This window comes from Streptomyces sp. NPDC101219 (assembly GCF_044767675.1).
Classification (GTDB): Bacteria; Actinomycetota; Actinomycetes; order Streptomycetales; family Streptomycetaceae; genus Streptomyces.
In genome coordinates, this window is sequence record NZ_JBIWOK010000002.1 from 366,867 (window position 1) to 381,959 (window position 15,093).

Consider the following 15,093-nt stretch of genomic DNA (forward strand, 5'->3'; position numbering starts at 1 on the left):
CCCCCTGCCGTCCCAGTTGCTTACCGAGAGTCCTGGGGATCCGGAAAGACCGGACTACCAGGAGCTCTTGGTCACGCCCGGCAGCTCGCCACGGTGAGCCATCTCACGAAGGCACACGCGGCACAGGCCGAACTTGCGGTACACGGAGTGCGGGCGGCCACAGCGCTGGCAGCGGGTGTAGCCACGCACGCCGAACTTGGGCTTGCGAGCAGCCTTAGCGATCAGAGCCTTCTTCGCCATCTCGCTCACGCCTCCTTGAAGGGGAAGCCGAGGTGACGAAGGAGCGCGCGGCCCTCAGCGTCGTTGGTCGCCGTGGTCACCACGGTGATGTCCATACCCCGGACGCGGTCGATCTTGTCCTGGTCGATCTCGTGGAACATGACCTGCTCCGTGAGACCGAAGGTGTAGTTGCCACGGCCGTCGAACTGCTTGGGGGACAGGCCGCGGAAGTCGCGGATGCGCGGCAGCGCGAGCGACAGGGTGCGGTCCAGGAACTCCCACATGCGGTCGCCACGGAGCGTGACGTGGGCACCGATCGGCTGGCCCTCGCGCAGCTTGAACTGCGCGATGGACTTGCGGGCCTTGGTGACGGCCGGCTTCTGACCGGTGATCGTGGTGAGGTCGCGGATGGCGCCCTCGATCAGCTTGGAGTCGCGGGCGGCGTCGCCCACACCCATGTTGACCACGATCTTGACGAGGCCGGGAACCTGCATGACGTTCTCGTAGGAGAACTCCTCACGCAGCTTGCCCGCGATCTCCTCGCGGTACTTCGTCTTCAGACGCGGAGTGGTGGTGGTAGCCATCAGATGTCCTCACCCGTCCGCTTGGCAACGCGGATCTTGTTGCCCTCGTCGTCGAAGCGGTAACCGACGCGCGTGACGACCTTCTTGCCGTCCTTCTCCACGACCAGCTGGACGTTGGAGACGTGGACCGGCGCCTCGGTGGTCACGATGCCGCCGGCCTGCGAACCGCCTGCGGTCGGGCCGGCCTTGGTGTGCTTCTTGACCCGGTTGACACCCTCGACCAGGACGCGCTCCTCGCGCGGGTAAGCGGCAATGACCTTGCCCTGCTTGCCCTTGTCCTTGCCGGTGATGACCTGGACCAGGTCGCCCTTCTTGATCTTCATGCTCACAGCACCTCCGGCGCGAGGGAGATGATCTTCATGAACTTCTTCTCGCGCAGCTCACGGCCGACCGGGCCGAAGATACGGGTGCCACGAGGGTCGCCGTCGTTCTTCAGAATGACGGCGGCGTTCTCGTCGAAGCGGATGTACGAGCCGTCCGGACGGCGGCGCTCCTTGACGGTGCGAACGATGACCGCCTTGACGACGTCACCCTTCTTCACGTTGCCACCGGGGATCGCGTCCTTGACGGTGGCGACGATGACGTCACCGATGCCCGCGTAGCGGCGACCGGAGCCACCGAGCACACGGATGCAAAGGATCTCCTTCGCGCCCGTGTTGTCGGCGACACGCAGTCGCGACTCCTGCTGGATCACGTCTATCTCCTGAATGTCTGCCGGTTCCCCGGGGGCCGCTCACTGTGAGCGGACGGCCCCCGGAGCCTGGCGGAACTTGTCCTGCGAGGGGTGCCCCGCGGGAACGTACTTGTGCAACTCCCTTGCGGGAATTGCTTACTTGGCCTTCTCGAGGATCTCGACGATGCGCCAGTGCTTCGTGGCGGACAGCGGCCGGGTCTCCATCAGGAGGACGCGGTCACCGACGCCGGCGGCGTTCTGCTCGTCGTGGGCCTTGAGCTTGCTCGTGCTGCGGATGACCTTGCCGTACAGCGCGTGCTTCTTGCGGTCCTCGACGGCAACGACGACGGTCTTGTCCATCTTGTCGCTGACGACGATGCCCTCACGCGTCTTGCGGAAGCCACGGGCCTCAGTGTTCGTCTCAGTCACGTTGTTCTCGCTCATCAGGCGTTCTCCACCGTTTCGATGCCCAGCTCACGCTCGCGCATCAGGGTGTAGATCCGCGCGATGTCCTTGCGGACCGCCTTCAGACGGCCGTGGTTCTCGAGCTGTCCGGTCGCCGCCTGGAAGCGGAGGTTGAACAGCTCTTCCTTGGCCTCGCGGAGCTTCGCGAGAAGCTCCTCGTTGCCCAGCTCGCGCAGCTCTGACGCCTTGGTACCGGCCGACATCACGCTTCACCTGCCTCGCGCTTGACGATCTTGCACTTCATCGGCAGCTTGTGGGCCGCACGGGTCAGGGCCTCGCGCGCGATCTTCTCGTTGGGGTACGACAGCTCGAACATCACGCGTCCGGGCTTGACGTTGGCCACCCACCACTCCGGAGAACCCTTACCGGAACCCATGCGGGTCTCGGCCGGCTTCTTGGTGAGGGGGCGGTCCGGGTAGATGTTGATCCAGACCTTGCCGCCACGCTTGATGTGACGGGTCATGGCGATACGAGCCGCCTCGATCTGGCGGTTCGTCACGTACGCCGGGGTCAGCGCCTGGATGCCGTACTCGCCGAACGCAACCTGCGTGCCACCCTTCGACATACCGGTGCGCTTGGGGTGGTGCTGCTTGCGGTGCTTGACCCTACGGGGGATCAGCATGTCGGTCAGGCCTCCGTTCCGGTGCTCTCAGCCGGAGCAGCGGCGGGAGCCTCGGCCTTGGGGGCCTCGGCGGCCGGAGCCTGCTGCTGCGGCTTGCGACCGCGCCGCTCGCCACCGCGGCCACCACGGGCCGGGCGGTCGGCACCGCCGCGCGCCGGGCGGTTACCCGCGCGGGCTGCGGCGTTCTCGGCGCGGACCTCGGCGATGTTCTTGACGTCGCCCTTGTAGATCCAGACCTTCACGCCGATGCGGCCGAAGGTCGTCTTGGCCTCGAAGAAGCCGTAGTCCACGTTCGCGCGGAGCGTGTGCAGGGGCACGCGGCCCTCGCGGTAGAACTCCGAGCGGGACATCTCGGCGCCACCGAGGCGGCCACCGCACTGGATCTTGATGCCCTTGGCGCCCGCCTTCATCGCCGACTGCATGCTCTTGCGCATGGCGCGGCGGAAGGAGACACGGGAGGAGAGCTGCTCGGCGACGGCCTGGGCCACGAGCTGAGCGTCCGTCTCGGGGTTCTTGACCTCGAGGATGTTCAGCTGGACCTGCTTGCCGGTGAGCTTCTCGAGGTCACCGCGGATGCGGTCGGCCTCGGCGCCGCGGCGGCCGATGACGATGCCCGGGCGGGCCGTGTGGATGTCCACACGGACGCGGTCACGGGTGCGCTCGATCTCGACCTTGGAGATGCCGGCGCGCTCCATGCCGGACGTCATCATCCGGCGGATGGCGACGTCTTCCTTGACGTAGTCCTTGTACAGCTTGTCGGCGTACCAACGCGACTTGAAGTCGGTCGTGACACCGAGCCGGAACCCGTGCGGGTTTACCTTCTGGCCCATTACCGGGTTCCTTCCTTGCTGCTGACGACCACGGTGATGTGGCTGGTCCGCTTGCGGATCCGGTAGGCGCGGCCCTGGGCGCGCGGCCGGAACCGCTTCAGGGTCGGGCCCTCGTCGACGTAGGCCTCGGAAATGAAGAGGCTGTCGACATCGGTGTGGTCGTAGTTGTGCGCGGCGTTGGCAATGGCGCTGTCCAGCACCTTGCCCACCGGCTCGCTCGCGGCCTGCGGGGCGAAACGCAGGACCGCCTGAGCCTCCGTGGCATTCATGCCACGGATGAGGTCCACCACGCGGCGGGCCTTCATGGGCGTGACGCGGATGTACCGCGCCTGGGCCCTGGCTTCCATGGTTGTCCCTTCAGTGTCTGTCATGGTCGATTGCACCCCGCCGACTAGCGGCGCTTCGACTTCCGGTCGTCCTTGACGTGGCCCCGGAAGGTGCGGGTCGGCGAGAACTCGCCGAGCTTGTGGCCGACCATCGACTCGGTGACAAACACCGGGATGTGGGTCTTGCCGTTGTGCACCGCGATCGTGTGTCCGAGCATCGCCGGGACGATCATCGAGCGACGGGACCAGGTCTTGATGACGTTCTTGGTACCGGCTTCGTTCTGTGCGTCCACCTTCTTGACCAGGTGGTCGTCGACGAAGGGTCCCTTCTTCAAGCTACGAGGCATCTCAACCCGTCCTTAGCGCTTCTTGTTCGTCTTGCGGCGGCGGACGATGTACTTGTTCGACGCCTTCTTGGGCGAACGAGTACGGCCTTCCTTCTGGCCCCAGGGGGACACGGGGTGACGGCCACCGGAGGTCCGGCCCTCACCACCACCGTGCGGGTGGTCCACCGGGTTCATCACGACACCGCGGACGGACGGGCGGACGCCCAGCCACCGCTTACGGCCGGCCTTGCCCCAGTTGATGTTGCTCTGCTCGGCGTTGCCGACCTCGCCGACCGTGGCGCGGCAGCGGGCGTCGACCAGGCGGATCTCACCGGACGGCATGCGCAGGTGGGCCATGGTGCCCTCCTTCGCGAGCAGCTGCACCGAGGCGCCGGCGGAGCGGGCGAACTTGGCGCCGCCGCCGGGACGCAGCTCGATGGCGTGCAGCGTCGTACCGACCGGGATGTTGCGCAGGGCGAGGTTGTTGCCCGGCTTGATGTCGGCCCCGGGACCGTTCTCGACGCGGTCGCCCTGCTTCAGGTCACGCGGCGCGAGGATGTAGCGCTTCTCGCCGTCCGCGTAGTGCAGCAGCGCGATGCGCGCGGTGCGGTTGGGGTCGTACTCGATGTGCGCGACCTTCGCCGGCACGCCGTCCTTGTCGTGACGACGGAAGTCGATCACGCGGTAGGCGCGCTTGTGGCCACCACCCTGGTGGCGCACGGTCACACGACCGGAATTGTTACGGCCGCCCTTGTTGTGCAGCGGGCGGACCAGCGACTTCTCCGGCGTGGACCGCGTGACCTCGACGAAGTCGGCGACGCTGGAGCCACGACGGCCCGGAGTCGTCGGCTTGTACTTGCGGATACCCATTGTCTCTCAGTCCTCGGAAGTGATTCCGAAATCTGGACGATCCCGACCGCTTACGCGGTCGGACCGCCGAAGATGTCGATACGGTCGCCCTCGGCGAGGGTCACGATCGCCCGCTTGGTGGCGGCGCGCTGGCCGAAGCCCGTGCGGGTCCGCTTGCGCTTGCCGACGCGGTTGATCGTGTTGACCCCGGTGACCTTGACCGAGAAGACCGCCTGCACGGCCTCCTTGATCTGGGTCTTGTTGGAGCCAGGCGCGACGAGGAACGTGTACTTGTTCTCGTCGATGAGCGCGTAGCTCTTCTCCGACACGACCGGCTTGAGCAGCACGTCACGGGGGTCCGTGTACGCCTTGCTCGCCGGGGTGACGACGGTGTTCTTGCCTTCGGCCTCGTGGCGGCGCGCCTTGGCGACGCGACGGGCCTTGGCCGCCTTGGCGGCCTTCGAGGCGATCGAGGGGTGACGGGCAGCCATCAGACCTCGCTCCCTTCGTTGTCGTTGGCCTTGTTCGGGCCGGCGACGAAGGACTCGAAAGCGGCCTTGGTGAAGACCACGTCGTCCGAGACGAGAACGTCGTACGTGTTCAGCTGGCCCGGCTCCAGGATGTGGACCTGGGGCAGGTTGCGGGCGGACAGCCACGCGGCCTCGTCGGCGCGGTCGACGACCAGGAGCAGGTTCTTGCGCTCGCTGATCTTGCCGAACAGGCTCTTGGCGGCCTTCGTGGAGGGGGTCTCGCCCTCGACCACGCCGGTGACGACGTGGATGCGGTTGTGGCGGGCCCGGTCGGTGAGGGCGTGGCGCAGGGCCGCGGCCTTCATCTTCTTCGGGGTCCGCTGCGAGTAGTCGCGCGGCTGCGGGCCGTGGACGATGCCACCGCCGGCGAACTGCGGAGCGCGGGTCGAGCCCTGACGGGCACGACCGGTGCCCTTCTGGCGGTACGGCTTGCGGCCACCGCCGCGGACCTCGCCGCGCGTCTTCGTCTTGTGCGTGCCCTGACGGGCAGCGGCCAGCTGTGCGACGACGACCTGGTGGATCAGCGGGATGCTGACCTTCTCGACGTCGAAGATCTCCGAGGGGAGCTCGACGGTACCGGCCTTGTCGCCCGCCGGCGAAAGGATGTCAACAGTGCTCATCGGTTACCTCAGGCCCCCTTGGCCGCGGTGCGGACCAGGACGAGGCCGCCGTTCGGACCGGGAACCGCGCCCTTGATGAGCAGCAGACCCTTCTCCGCGTCAACGGCGTGGACGGTCAGGTTCTGGGTGGTGACCCGCTCGTTGCCCATGCGGCCCGCCATGCGCAGGCCCTTGAACACACGACCCGGCGTGGCGCAGCCACCGATGGAACCGGGCGAGCGGTGCTTGCGCTGGGTACCGTGTCCGGCGCCGAGGCCACCGAAGTTGTGGCGCTTCATGACACCGGCGAAGCCCTTGCCCTTGCTCTTGCCGGTCACGTCGACCTTCACGCCGGCCTCGAACACCTCGGCGGTGACTTCCTGGCCCAGCGTGTACTCGGAGGCGTCCGACGTGCGGATCTCGACGAGGTGACGACGGGGGGTGACGTCGGCCTTGGCGAAGTGACCCTTGAGGGGCTTGTTCACCTTGCGCGGGTCGATCTCGCCGAAGGCGATCTGGACCGACTCGTAGCCGTCGACGTCGTTCGTACGGACCTGGGTGACGACGTTGGGGCCGGCCTTGACGACGGTGACCGGAACAACACGGTTGTTCTCGTCCCACACCTGCGTCATGCCGAGCTTCTCTCCCAGGATGCCCTTGATCTGCTTAGCCATTCTCAGATCACCGGCCCTCAGAGCTTGATCTCGATGTCGACACCGGCCGGGAGGTCGAGTCGCATCAGAGAGTCAACGGTCTTGGGGGTCGGGTCGAGGATGTCGATCAGGCGCTTGTGGGTGCGCATCTCGAAGTGCTCGCGCGAGTCCTTGTACTTGTGCGGCGACTTGATGACGCAGTACACGTTCTTCTCAGTGGGCAGCGGCACCGGGCCCGCGACCGACGCACCAGTACGCGTCACCGTCTCGACGATCTTCTTCGCCGAGGAGTCGATGACCTCGTGGTCGTAGGCCTTGAGCCGGATGCGGATCTTCTGTCCCGCCATGGCTACTTCGTAGTCCTGTCTCTCGTAAACGCTCTGGTACCCGGCGGTCCTGATGTCCGCCCCCTCCGACCCACGCGGTCGGGCGTGTCGCACTCCCGCTGACACAGATGTCCCTTGTTCGAACATCCCTGCGGGATTGACACGGCCCTACCAGAACCGCGGACCGGGGGCCGACGGCCCACCGGGCGCCTGGCCGGCGCCGCGCCCACGCTTCCCGGAAGATTCCCGTACGTCCGCCCCTACGCCTTCCGGCGCATTGCATGGGACGACGAGTACTGTGGGACTCGCTTCCGGTCCTCCCGGCGGGAGGCGCGCAGCATCAACACTCGACCGAGCAACTCGGACAGTCTGCCACAGCGGGTCGCGGCCTGGCCAATCGAACCGGGGAGAATACCCCGGGGGTGACGTAGGTCAAACGCGCGCCGCGCCCGCGGGCCCCACAACGACAGGGCGCGCCCCGGAGATCCGGGGCGCGCCCACGTGTGCGGGCAGGGTGCCGAGGGCCCACGCCGGTGCGCCGGCGTCAGATGACGCCCTGCGCCAGCATCGCGTCGGCCACCCGCTCGAACCCGGCGATGTTCGCACCGGTCACGTAGTCGCCGGGGGCGCCGTAGCGCTCGGCGGTCTCGGCGCACGTGGAGTGGATGTCGGACATGATCCGGGCCAGCTCGTTCTCGACCTGGTCGGCCTTCCACGAGGTGCGCGAGGCGTTCTGCGTCATCTCCAGGGCGCTCACGGCGACACCGCCCGCGTTGGCCGCCTTGCCCGGGCCGAAGGCGACCCCGGCCTGCTGGAGCAGCTGCACGGCCTCGGGGGTGGTCGGCATGTTCGCGCCCTCGGACACCGCCTTCACGCCGTGCCGGATCAGGGTGGCGGCGTCCTGCGCGTTCAGCTCGTTCTGCGTCGCCGAGGGCAGCGCCACGTCGGCCGGGACCTCCCAGACGCGCCCGCCGGGCACGAACCGGGCGGAGCCGCCCCGGCGTTCGGCGTAGGCGCTCACGCGCCCGCGCTCGACCTCCTTGATCTGGCGCAGCAGCTCCACGTCGATGCCCTTCTCGTCGACGACGTAGCCGCTGGAGTCGGAGCAGGTGACGGGGTTGGCGCCGAGGGCCGCCAGCTTCTGGATGGTGTAGATGGCGACGTTGCCGGAGCCGGAGACGACCGCCGTCTGCCCCTGCAGGTCCTCGCCCCGCACCCGCAGCATCGCCTCGGCGAACAGCACGTTGCCGTAACCGGTGGCCTCCGGCCGTATCAGCGAGCCGCCCCAGCCGGCCCGCTTGCCGGTGAGGACGCCGCCCTCCCAGCGGTTGGTGATGCGCCGGTACTGGCCGAACAGGTAGCCGATCTCGCGGGCGCCGACGCCGATGTCACCGGCGGGCACGTCGGTGTACTCGCCGATGTGCCGGTGCAGCTCGGTCATGAAGGACTGGCAGAAGCGCATGACCTCGGAGTCGCTGCGGCCCTGCGGGTCGAAGTCGCTGCCGCCCTTGCCGCCGCCGATGCCGAGGCCGGTGAGCGCGTTCTTGAAGACCTGCTCGAAGCCCAGGAACTTGATGATCCCGAGGTTGACCGAGGGGTGGAAGCGCAGTCCGCCCTTGTAGGGGCCGAGGGCGCTGTTGTATTCGATCCGGAAGCCCCGGTTGACGTGCACGCGACCGTTGTCGTCCTCCCACGGCACCCGGAAGATGATCTGCCGCTCCGGCTCGATCAGCCGCTCCACAAGCCCCGGCACCGCGTACTCGGGCCGCGCCGCGAGCACCGGCGCCAGCGTGTCCAGCACCTCGCGCGCCGCCTGGTGGAACTCGGGTTCGGCCGGGTTGCGGCGCAGGATGTCGGTGCGCAGCTGGTCGATGGCGGGCGTGGAAACGGGTCGTGAGGTCACGGAGGTCCCTTTCTGGCGCGGCTGACACCGGTTCGGGAACCGGTGACGGGGCGCTCGGCGCCATTGCCGCGCGCAGGACACGACCGCCCGGGACGGTCGCCCCGGACAACAGTCGACCCTTCAGTGTTACCCATGTGTAAACGGGAAGGCCAAGGGCCCCGTCCGGAACGTCCGCCATCTGAGACATGACGACGCCGGTTTCGGGACGACACGGGGCCGCCGCACCGCCGACCACGGTGTCCGGGACCGGCTCCGCTCGAGACCCCGGCCGGACGCTCCGCTGCTCCCTGGCCCCCCGGGCCGGTCCCCTGGCGGGGTCGCCGGGGAGACTCCGCCTCCCTGGCCACCTCGCTCCCCCACGCCTTGGTACTGCGCCTCCCGTCTGCCATCATGCGCAAACGGAACAGCGTTCCGACAGCAAGGCAGGAGGAGCGGCTCGGTGAGCGACAGCAGCGACGGCGGCAGCGGCAGCGGCAACACCCCGGAGGGGGCCGTCGGGTCCCGGCGCAAGGATGCGCGGCGCAACAAGGCCGCGCTGCTCGACGCGGCCGCCGCGGCCTTCGTCGCCTCCGGCGTGGACGCCCCGGTGCGGGACATCGCGGCCCGGGCCGGCGTCGGGCTGGGCACGATCTACCGGCACTTCCCGACCCGGTCGGACCTGATCATCGCCGTGTACCGGCACCAGGTGGAGGCCTGCGCGGAGGCGGGCCCGGCCCTGCTGGAGAGCAGCGCCTCGCCCTTCGAGGCCCTCCGGCAGTGGATCGACCTCTTCGTCGACTTCCTGGTCACCAAGCACGGCCTCGCCGACGTCCTCCGCTCCGACCAGGCCGGCTTCGAGGCCCTGCACACCTACTTCCTGGAGCGTCTGGTCCCCGTCTGCGGCCGCCTCCTCGACGCCGCGTCCGAGGCGGGCCAACTCCGCGCCTCCATCGAACCGTTCGCCCTCCTGCGGGGCGTCGGAAACCTCTGCATCGGCGGCGAGAACGACCCCGACTACGACCCGCGCCGGCTGGTCGGACTGCTGCTCACCGGCCTGGGGCGGGTTGACTGACGGGTTGTTCTCCCCGATTCCTCCCAACCGCCACGCCGTCCCCGCTCCCTGCACTCCCCTCAACTCCCCCTGTGAGCCTCGCGTAGCCATACCCCGCGGCCTTCGAGTCCCGTTCGGCCTGTGGTGTGAACGGGTCAAGTGGCTTACCGGGCTGGGACGGTGACGGAACCCCGAGGTGACGGGAGCCGCCGGTGAGGCGGTCCCGACCGGCCCACCACGCAGACATGCCCGAGCGGCCCACGACGGTCCTGCCCCGTGATTGACTACCGGCTGGATGACGGACCGGCCGGCGCCCCCTTCGAGCACCGCACATCCGCCCGACGACGAAAGTTCACCAGCATGAGTTCCGAACGCCACGACCGCCGGGTCAACCCCCGCTTCGCCGAGAGCGTCGGCGGCTACATCGTTCCGGGCGGACCACCGCGCTATTCCCGGCACACGGGGCGCCCGGTGCGTTACGTGGCGATCGCCAACCCGGAGAACCGGGTGATCGGCTACGTATGGGCCAACGACGAGGACGACGCCGCAAGCGTGGTGGTGCACAGCACCGCGAGCCCCGCGGAGTCCAACATGGCCGGCGCCTGGGTGATGGACCTGCACCGCGCGAAGGAACGCGGCGAACGGCCCACCCACGTGCTGGAGGAGATGCTGAGGAACCCGACCTCCGCGGGCGGTTCACACATCGTCGCCGGCTCCCTCGCCGAGGCCGAGAGCATCGCCGTCCTCGACCACCTGACGGGACGGAAGTGGCGCCAGGACACCATCAAGGGCGGAGCGGTGGCCTCGATCTACGGCCTCGCCATCGGCGACGCCCTGGGCTATCCGACCGAATTCCTCGACCTCGCCGCACTCACCCGGCGCTACGGCTCCTGGCGGCAGCTGGAGCTGCCCCTGCAGGACGGGGTGGCCCAGGTGTCGGACGACACCCAGATGACACTGGCGGTGGTCGAGGCCCTCGCGGAGGCCTCGCTGGACGGCGTCTCCTCCGTGACGGCGGCGACGGTCGAACCGGCCCTGCGCAAGCACTTCGTGGCCTGGCTGCGCTCCCCCGACAACAACCGGGCCCCGGGCCGGACCTGCCTCGACGCCTGTGCGGCCCTCGAACGCGGGGTGCCGTGGCAGGAGGCCACCGTGCTGCCCTCCAAGGGGTGCGGGGCCAACATGCGGGTCGCGCCCGTCGCGCTGCTGCCCGGCCTGACGGACGAACAGCGGGCCGGGACGGCCCAGTTGCAGGCGGCGCTCACCCACGGCCACCCCACCGCGCTGGCCGCCGGCGACCTGACGGCGCACGCGGTGTGGCTGCTCGCCCACAACTGCCACCCGTCGGAGCTGTTGCCCCGCCTGCGCCACTACGGCCGGACGGCACGCCGGACCTACCACGGCGACTGGCTCGGGGACCTGGCCCAGCGGGCCGGCGCGGCCGATCCCGCCGCGTTCATCGCCCACGGCTGGGACGAGACCCTGGCGGCCCTGGACACGGTCGCCGCCGCCCTCGCACAGCCGGACCCGGAGCGCGACCCGTGCGAGGTGGCCGGTGGCGGCTGGATCGCCGAGGAGGCGCTGGCGGCCGCCCTCTACTGCTTCCTGCTCTTCCCCGAGGAACCCGTCGCCGTCGTCCAGCGGGCCGCGTTCTCCTCCGGCGACTCCGATTCCATCGCGGCCCTGGCGGGAGCGTTCGCCGGGGCCTCGGTCGGCGGTCCGGCCTGGCCCGCCGACTGGGTGCGCGCCCTGGAGTACGGGGACCGTGTGCGGCCGCTGGTCGCCCCGTGGGACGCGGGCCACACCCACGCCCGCTGGGGCGGCCCGGGGCGCGGGACGCCGGGGCGCCGCGCGTGACCTCGCCGCCCATCGCGCCGGTCCGGTGGACAACCGGGAGATTCGGGGGCGCGGACCACTTTCCACGACTGGTCCGTACCAACCCCTTGCCCCTGCCCCCGTCACGACGCAAGCTCCCTCCATGGAGCTGGAGTTGCGGCATCTGAAGACGATCAGGGCGATCGCGGACGCGGGCAGCCTCACCCGGGCCGCGACCGAACTGGGGCTGGCGCAGCCCGCACTGAGCGCTCAGCTCAAGCGGATCGAACGGGCTTTGGGCGGTGCCCTGTTCGAGCGCGGTCGGCACGGGGTGCGGGTCACGGCCCTCGGCGAACTCGTGCTGGAACGCACCCGGGTCGTGCTGCCCGCGGTGACCGAACTCCAGCAGGAGGCGGCGCGGTTCGCCCGCGCACCCCGTACGGCTTCCCTCCTCCGGCTGGGCGGCACCCACGGCCCCCTGCTGGGCGCCCTGGTGGACCGGCTGGCCGGTGCGGTGCCCGACGCCCGGGTCACCACCTGCACCTCCTGGTCCGAACGGGAGCTGGCCCGGCTGCTGGCCGAGGGGCGCCTGGACTTCGCGCTCGCCGGGACCTGCGGCTCCGCCGACCCGCCCGGCGCCGCGGGCCTGGTGTGGCAGGAGGTCGCCGTCGACCCGGTGTTCGTGATGCTCGCCGCCGGTCATCCGCTCGCCGGCCGCGCGGAGCTGGACCTGGCCGAGCTGGCCGACGCGGAGTGGGCCTGCGTGCCCGGCGACGGCTGCTTCGGGGACTGTTTCACCGCCGCCTGTGCCCGCGCCGGGTTCACCCCCCGGCGCATGTACGAGACGGACACGGCGGCCCTGGTCCACCTCGTCCAGGTGGGCCGGGCGGTCGGCACCTGCCGGGCCACCTTCCCCACCACACCCGGTGTGATCACCCGCCCGCTCGCCGGCACCCCGCTGACCTGGCGGCACCTCCTGGGCCGGCACACCGTGGCCCAGGGGGACGCCCTCGCCACGACCGTCCTGGCCGAGGCGCGGATGGCGCACGCGGGAGTGGCGGCACGCAGCGACAGCTACACCGCCTGGCTCTCCGCCCGCCGCGCCCCGGCGCCCCCGGCCCTCCCATAACACCGTGCAGAGGGTCAACCGACGTCTTACGGCGACCCGTTGAGCCTCCCTACGGTTTCGGCACCTCCCCACCCGACACACCGAGGAGATGCCCCATGTCCTCCCTGCTCAGACGACACCCCCGAGCCGGTGCCGCGGGCGCCGCGCTGGCCGCGACGGCCGCCCTGCTCGTGGCCGGGCTCAGCGGCTCCGCGAGCGCGGGCACCGCCCCCGACGCCCGGTCCGGCGGCGCGCCCTCGGCCGCGGACACCCTGCACACCGACGCCGCCCCGCCCGCCCTGCTGAAGTCGATGGAACGCGACCTCGGCATCGACCGGAAGCAGGCGGAGCGGCGGCTGGTGAACGAGGCCGAGGCCGGGGCCACCGCGGGCCGGCTGAGCCTGGCCCTCGGCGCCGACTTCGCGGGAGCCTGGGTGTCCGGCGCCGACTCCGGCACCCTGACCGTGGCGACCACGGACACCCGCGACGTACCGGCCATCGAGGCACGGGGCGCCGAAGCCACCGTCGTGCGCTACTCCCTCACCGAGCTGGACGCCGCCAAGGCCCGCCTCGACAAGGCGGCCGCCGGCCGCGACACCACCGGGGCCCCCGTCTGGTACGTCGACGTCCGCAGCAACCAGGTCGTCGTGCAGGCCGCACGCCCGTCCGCCGCCCGCACCCTGCTCTCCGCGGCCGGCGTCGGCGCCTCCCTCGCCCGCGTGGAGAAGTCCGCCGAGCAGCCCCGCCCGCTCTACGACCTGCGCGGCGGCGAGGCGTACTACATCAACAACAGCGGCCGCTGCTCCATCGGCTTCCCCGTCACCAAGGGCACCCAGCAGGGTTACGCCACCGCCGGACACTGCGGACGGACCGGAGCCGCCACCAGCGGCCACAACCGGGTCGCCCAGGGCACCTTCCAGGGCTCCGTCTTCCCGGGCCGCGACATGGCCTGGGTCGCCACCAACAGCAACTGGACGGCCACGCCCTACGTGAAGGGCGCGGGCGGCCAGAACGTCCAGGTCACCGGCTCGGCGCAGGCCCCGGTCGGCTCCTCCGTCTGCCGCTCGGGCTCCACCACCGGCTGGCACTGCGGCGTCATCCAGCAGCTGAACACCAGCGTGACCTACCCCGAGGGCACCATCACCGGCGTCACCCGCACCTCGGTCTGCGCCGAGCCCGGCGACTCCGGCGGCTCCTACATCTCCGGCAGCCAGGCCCAGGGCGTCACCTCGGGCGGCTCGGGCAACTGCAGCAGCGGCGGCACCACGTACTTCCAGCCGCTCAACCCGCTCCTGCAGAACTACGGCCTCACCCTGAAGACGACCGGCGGCGGCGAGGAACCGCCCCCGGGCGGGGAGGAGCCGGGCGGCACCTGGTCCGCGGGCACCGTCTACCAGGCCGGCGACACGGTCACCCACGGCGGCGCCACCTACCGCTGCCTCCAGGCCCACCAGGCCCAGACCGGCTGGGAGCCCCCGAACGTCCCGGCCCTGTGGCAGCGCGTGTGACCACCGGCTGACCAACTCGACGGGGGAACCGACCGGCCCCGGGCGCACCCTGACGACGCGCCCGGGGCCGGCCGTCCGTGCAGCCCACGCACTCCGCGGGTTGCTCCCCGCCGTCGCCCTACCGCCCCCTCCGCCGCCAGGTGCGACGCCCCCGGAGCCGTACGGCCGTGCAGAACGCCCGGTCAGTCAGCGCTTCCCGGCCTCTCCCCGGCCGCCGCGAAGACCTCCGTCATCGAGGTGGCGGCAATGGCCCGGGTGAGCCACAGATCCAGCACGCCGAGGTCATCACAGCTCTCGATACGCTCCCGGTCCTCCTCGGTCACCGCGACGCCCCGATGACGCAACAGCAGAAGAAGCGCACTCGCCAGCCCCTCGGCCCGACCCTCTTCACGGCCCTCCTGCCGGAGCTTCTGCGCGGTCTGCGACTGGAAGAAGGAGAGGTCGACGGCCATGAGATGCCTCCAGAGTTCCGCGGCCCGGGACGTGCCGAGGCCTTGTTCGTCCGAGCAGCCGACGCGCTCCGCGAGCTGCTCCCCGCCGTCACCCACCGCCCCCTCCGCCGCCAAGTGCGACGCCCCCGGGGCCGGACGGCCGTGCAGAACGCCCTGTCAGTCAGCGCTTCCCGGCGTCTCCCCGGCCGCCGCGAAGACCTCCGTCATCGAGGTGGCGGCAATGGCCCGGGTGAGCCACAGATCCAGCACGCCGAGGTCATCACAGCTCTCGAACG

21 protein-coding genes are annotated in these 15,093 nt (G+C 70.3%); 4 read left to right on the top strand and 17 right to left on the bottom strand.

Translation table 11 applies throughout. The features are described from left to right. Positions 1-54: 54 nt before the first annotated feature. The 16 genes from ACIRPP_RS04910 to gdhA form a co-directional block, all read right to left on the bottom strand. Positions 55-240 carry a type Z 30S ribosomal protein S14 gene (locus ACIRPP_RS04910; RefSeq protein ID WP_003948630.1) on the bottom strand — a complete coding sequence of 62 codons (186 nt, stop codon included), beginning with the start codon at positions 238-240 and terminating at the stop codon, positions 55-57. A gap of 5 nt (positions 241-245) precedes the next feature. Next, positions 246-803: a 50S ribosomal protein L5 gene (gene rplE / locus ACIRPP_RS04915; RefSeq protein WP_019329632.1), complete on the bottom strand. Its 558-nt coding sequence runs from the start codon at positions 801-803 to the stop codon at positions 246-248. Beyond that, complete coding sequence (gene rplX, locus ACIRPP_RS04920) at positions 803-1,126, bottom strand: 50S ribosomal protein L24 (RefSeq protein WP_164332812.1); 324 nt, start codon at positions 1,124-1,126, stop codon at positions 803-805. Before rplX ends, rplE begins: the two co-directional genes overlap by 1 nt. Before the next feature lie 2 nt (positions 1,127-1,128). After that, positions 1,129-1,497 (bottom strand): 50S ribosomal protein L14, encoded by a 369-nt coding sequence (gene rplN / locus ACIRPP_RS04925; RefSeq protein ID WP_003998823.1) that lies wholly within the window; start codon positions 1,495-1,497, stop codon positions 1,129-1,131. Between the two features lie 135 nt (positions 1,498-1,632). After that, entirely contained in the window at positions 1,633-1,920 is a 288-nt protein-coding gene (rpsQ, locus tag ACIRPP_RS04930) for a 30S ribosomal protein S17 (protein WP_023587024.1), read from the bottom strand. Next, the gene (gene rpmC, locus ACIRPP_RS04935) at positions 1,920-2,144 is read right to left on the bottom strand and encodes a 50S ribosomal protein L29 (RefSeq protein ID WP_007494763.1); all 225 of its coding nucleotides are present in this window, start codon (positions 2,142-2,144) and stop codon (positions 1,920-1,922) included. The genes rpsQ and rpmC overlap by 1 nt, the downstream gene beginning before the upstream one ends. After that, positions 2,144-2,563, bottom strand: a complete 420-nt coding sequence (gene rplP, locus ACIRPP_RS04940; protein WP_125504725.1) for a 50S ribosomal protein L16 — start codon at positions 2,561-2,563, stop codon at positions 2,144-2,146. Before rplP ends, rpmC begins: the two co-directional genes overlap by 1 nt. Positions 2,564-2,568: 5 nt before the next feature. Continuing rightward, positions 2,569-3,393 (bottom strand): 30S ribosomal protein S3, encoded by an 825-nt coding sequence (gene rpsC / locus ACIRPP_RS04945; RefSeq protein ID WP_164332810.1) that lies wholly within the window; start codon positions 3,391-3,393, stop codon positions 2,569-2,571. Further along, positions 3,393-3,740 (bottom strand): 50S ribosomal protein L22, encoded by a 348-nt coding sequence (gene rplV, locus ACIRPP_RS04950; protein ID WP_164332826.1) that lies wholly within the window; start codon positions 3,738-3,740, stop codon positions 3,393-3,395. Before rplV ends, rpsC begins: the two co-directional genes overlap by 1 nt. Before the next feature lie 44 nt (positions 3,741-3,784). Next, entirely contained in the window at positions 3,785-4,066 is a 282-nt protein-coding gene (gene rpsS / locus ACIRPP_RS04955; RefSeq protein WP_030567256.1) for a 30S ribosomal protein S19, read from the bottom strand. A 12-nt stretch (positions 4,067-4,078) separates the two neighbouring features. Beyond that, positions 4,079-4,915 carry a 50S ribosomal protein L2 gene (gene rplB, locus ACIRPP_RS04960; protein WP_164332808.1) on the bottom strand — a complete coding sequence of 279 codons (837 nt, stop codon included), beginning with the start codon at positions 4,913-4,915 and terminating at the stop codon, positions 4,079-4,081. Between the two features lie 50 nt (positions 4,916-4,965). Next, positions 4,966-5,385: a 50S ribosomal protein L23 gene (rplW, locus tag ACIRPP_RS04965; protein WP_403638038.1), complete on the bottom strand. Its 420-nt coding sequence runs from the start codon at positions 5,383-5,385 to the stop codon at positions 4,966-4,968. Then, on the bottom strand, positions 5,385-6,044 hold the full coding sequence (gene rplD, locus ACIRPP_RS04970) for a 50S ribosomal protein L4 (protein WP_192229672.1): 660 nt from the start codon (positions 6,042-6,044) through the stop codon (positions 5,385-5,387). The genes rplW and rplD overlap by 1 nt, the downstream gene beginning before the upstream one ends. An 8-nt stretch (positions 6,045-6,052) precedes the next feature. Next, a complete protein-coding gene (rplC, locus tag ACIRPP_RS04975) occupies positions 6,053-6,697 on the bottom strand; it encodes a 50S ribosomal protein L3 (RefSeq protein WP_004984533.1) in 645 nt (214 codons plus the stop codon). Between the two features lie 17 nt (positions 6,698-6,714). Then, positions 6,715-7,023 carry a 30S ribosomal protein S10 gene (gene rpsJ / locus ACIRPP_RS04980; protein ID WP_003948644.1) on the bottom strand — a complete coding sequence of 103 codons (309 nt, stop codon included), beginning with the start codon at positions 7,021-7,023 and terminating at the stop codon, positions 6,715-6,717. 523 nt (positions 7,024-7,546) lie between these two features. Beyond that, positions 7,547-8,905: an NADP-specific glutamate dehydrogenase gene (gene gdhA / locus ACIRPP_RS04985; protein ID WP_164332800.1), complete on the bottom strand. Its 1,359-nt coding sequence runs from the start codon at positions 8,903-8,905 to the stop codon at positions 7,547-7,549. 439 nt (positions 8,906-9,344) lie between these two features. Here gdhA and ACIRPP_RS04990 point away from each other — a divergent pair, with 439 nt between their 5' ends. The 4 genes from ACIRPP_RS04990 to ACIRPP_RS05005 all read left to right on the top strand — a co-directional run bounded on the left by ACIRPP_RS04990 (position 9,345) and on the right by ACIRPP_RS05005 (position 14,366). Continuing rightward, the gene (locus ACIRPP_RS04990) at positions 9,345-9,956 is read left to right on the top strand and encodes a TetR/AcrR family transcriptional regulator (RefSeq protein WP_403638041.1); all 612 of its coding nucleotides are present in this window, start codon (positions 9,345-9,347) and stop codon (positions 9,954-9,956) included. 762 nt (positions 9,957-10,718) lie between these two features. Then, positions 10,719-11,792 carry an ADP-ribosylglycohydrolase family protein gene (locus ACIRPP_RS04995; protein WP_403638345.1) on the top strand — a complete coding sequence of 358 codons (1,074 nt, stop codon included), beginning with the start codon at positions 10,719-10,721 and terminating at the stop codon, positions 11,790-11,792. Between the two features lie 121 nt (positions 11,793-11,913). Then, complete coding sequence (locus ACIRPP_RS05000; RefSeq protein WP_403638043.1) at positions 11,914-12,879, top strand: LysR substrate-binding domain-containing protein; 966 nt, start codon at positions 11,914-11,916, stop codon at positions 12,877-12,879. A gap of 95 nt (positions 12,880-12,974) precedes the next feature. Beyond that, positions 12,975-14,366 (top strand): carbohydrate-binding protein, encoded by a 1,392-nt coding sequence (locus tag ACIRPP_RS05005; protein WP_403638045.1) that lies wholly within the window; start codon positions 12,975-12,977, stop codon positions 14,364-14,366. A gap of 182 nt (positions 14,367-14,548) precedes the next feature. Here the strand turns inward: ACIRPP_RS05005 and ACIRPP_RS05010 are convergent, their stop codons facing one another. Beyond that, on the bottom strand, positions 14,549-14,818 hold the full coding sequence (locus ACIRPP_RS05010) for a hypothetical protein (RefSeq protein WP_403638047.1): 270 nt from the start codon (positions 14,816-14,818) through the stop codon (positions 14,549-14,551). Positions 14,819-15,093: the final 275 nt, after the last annotated feature.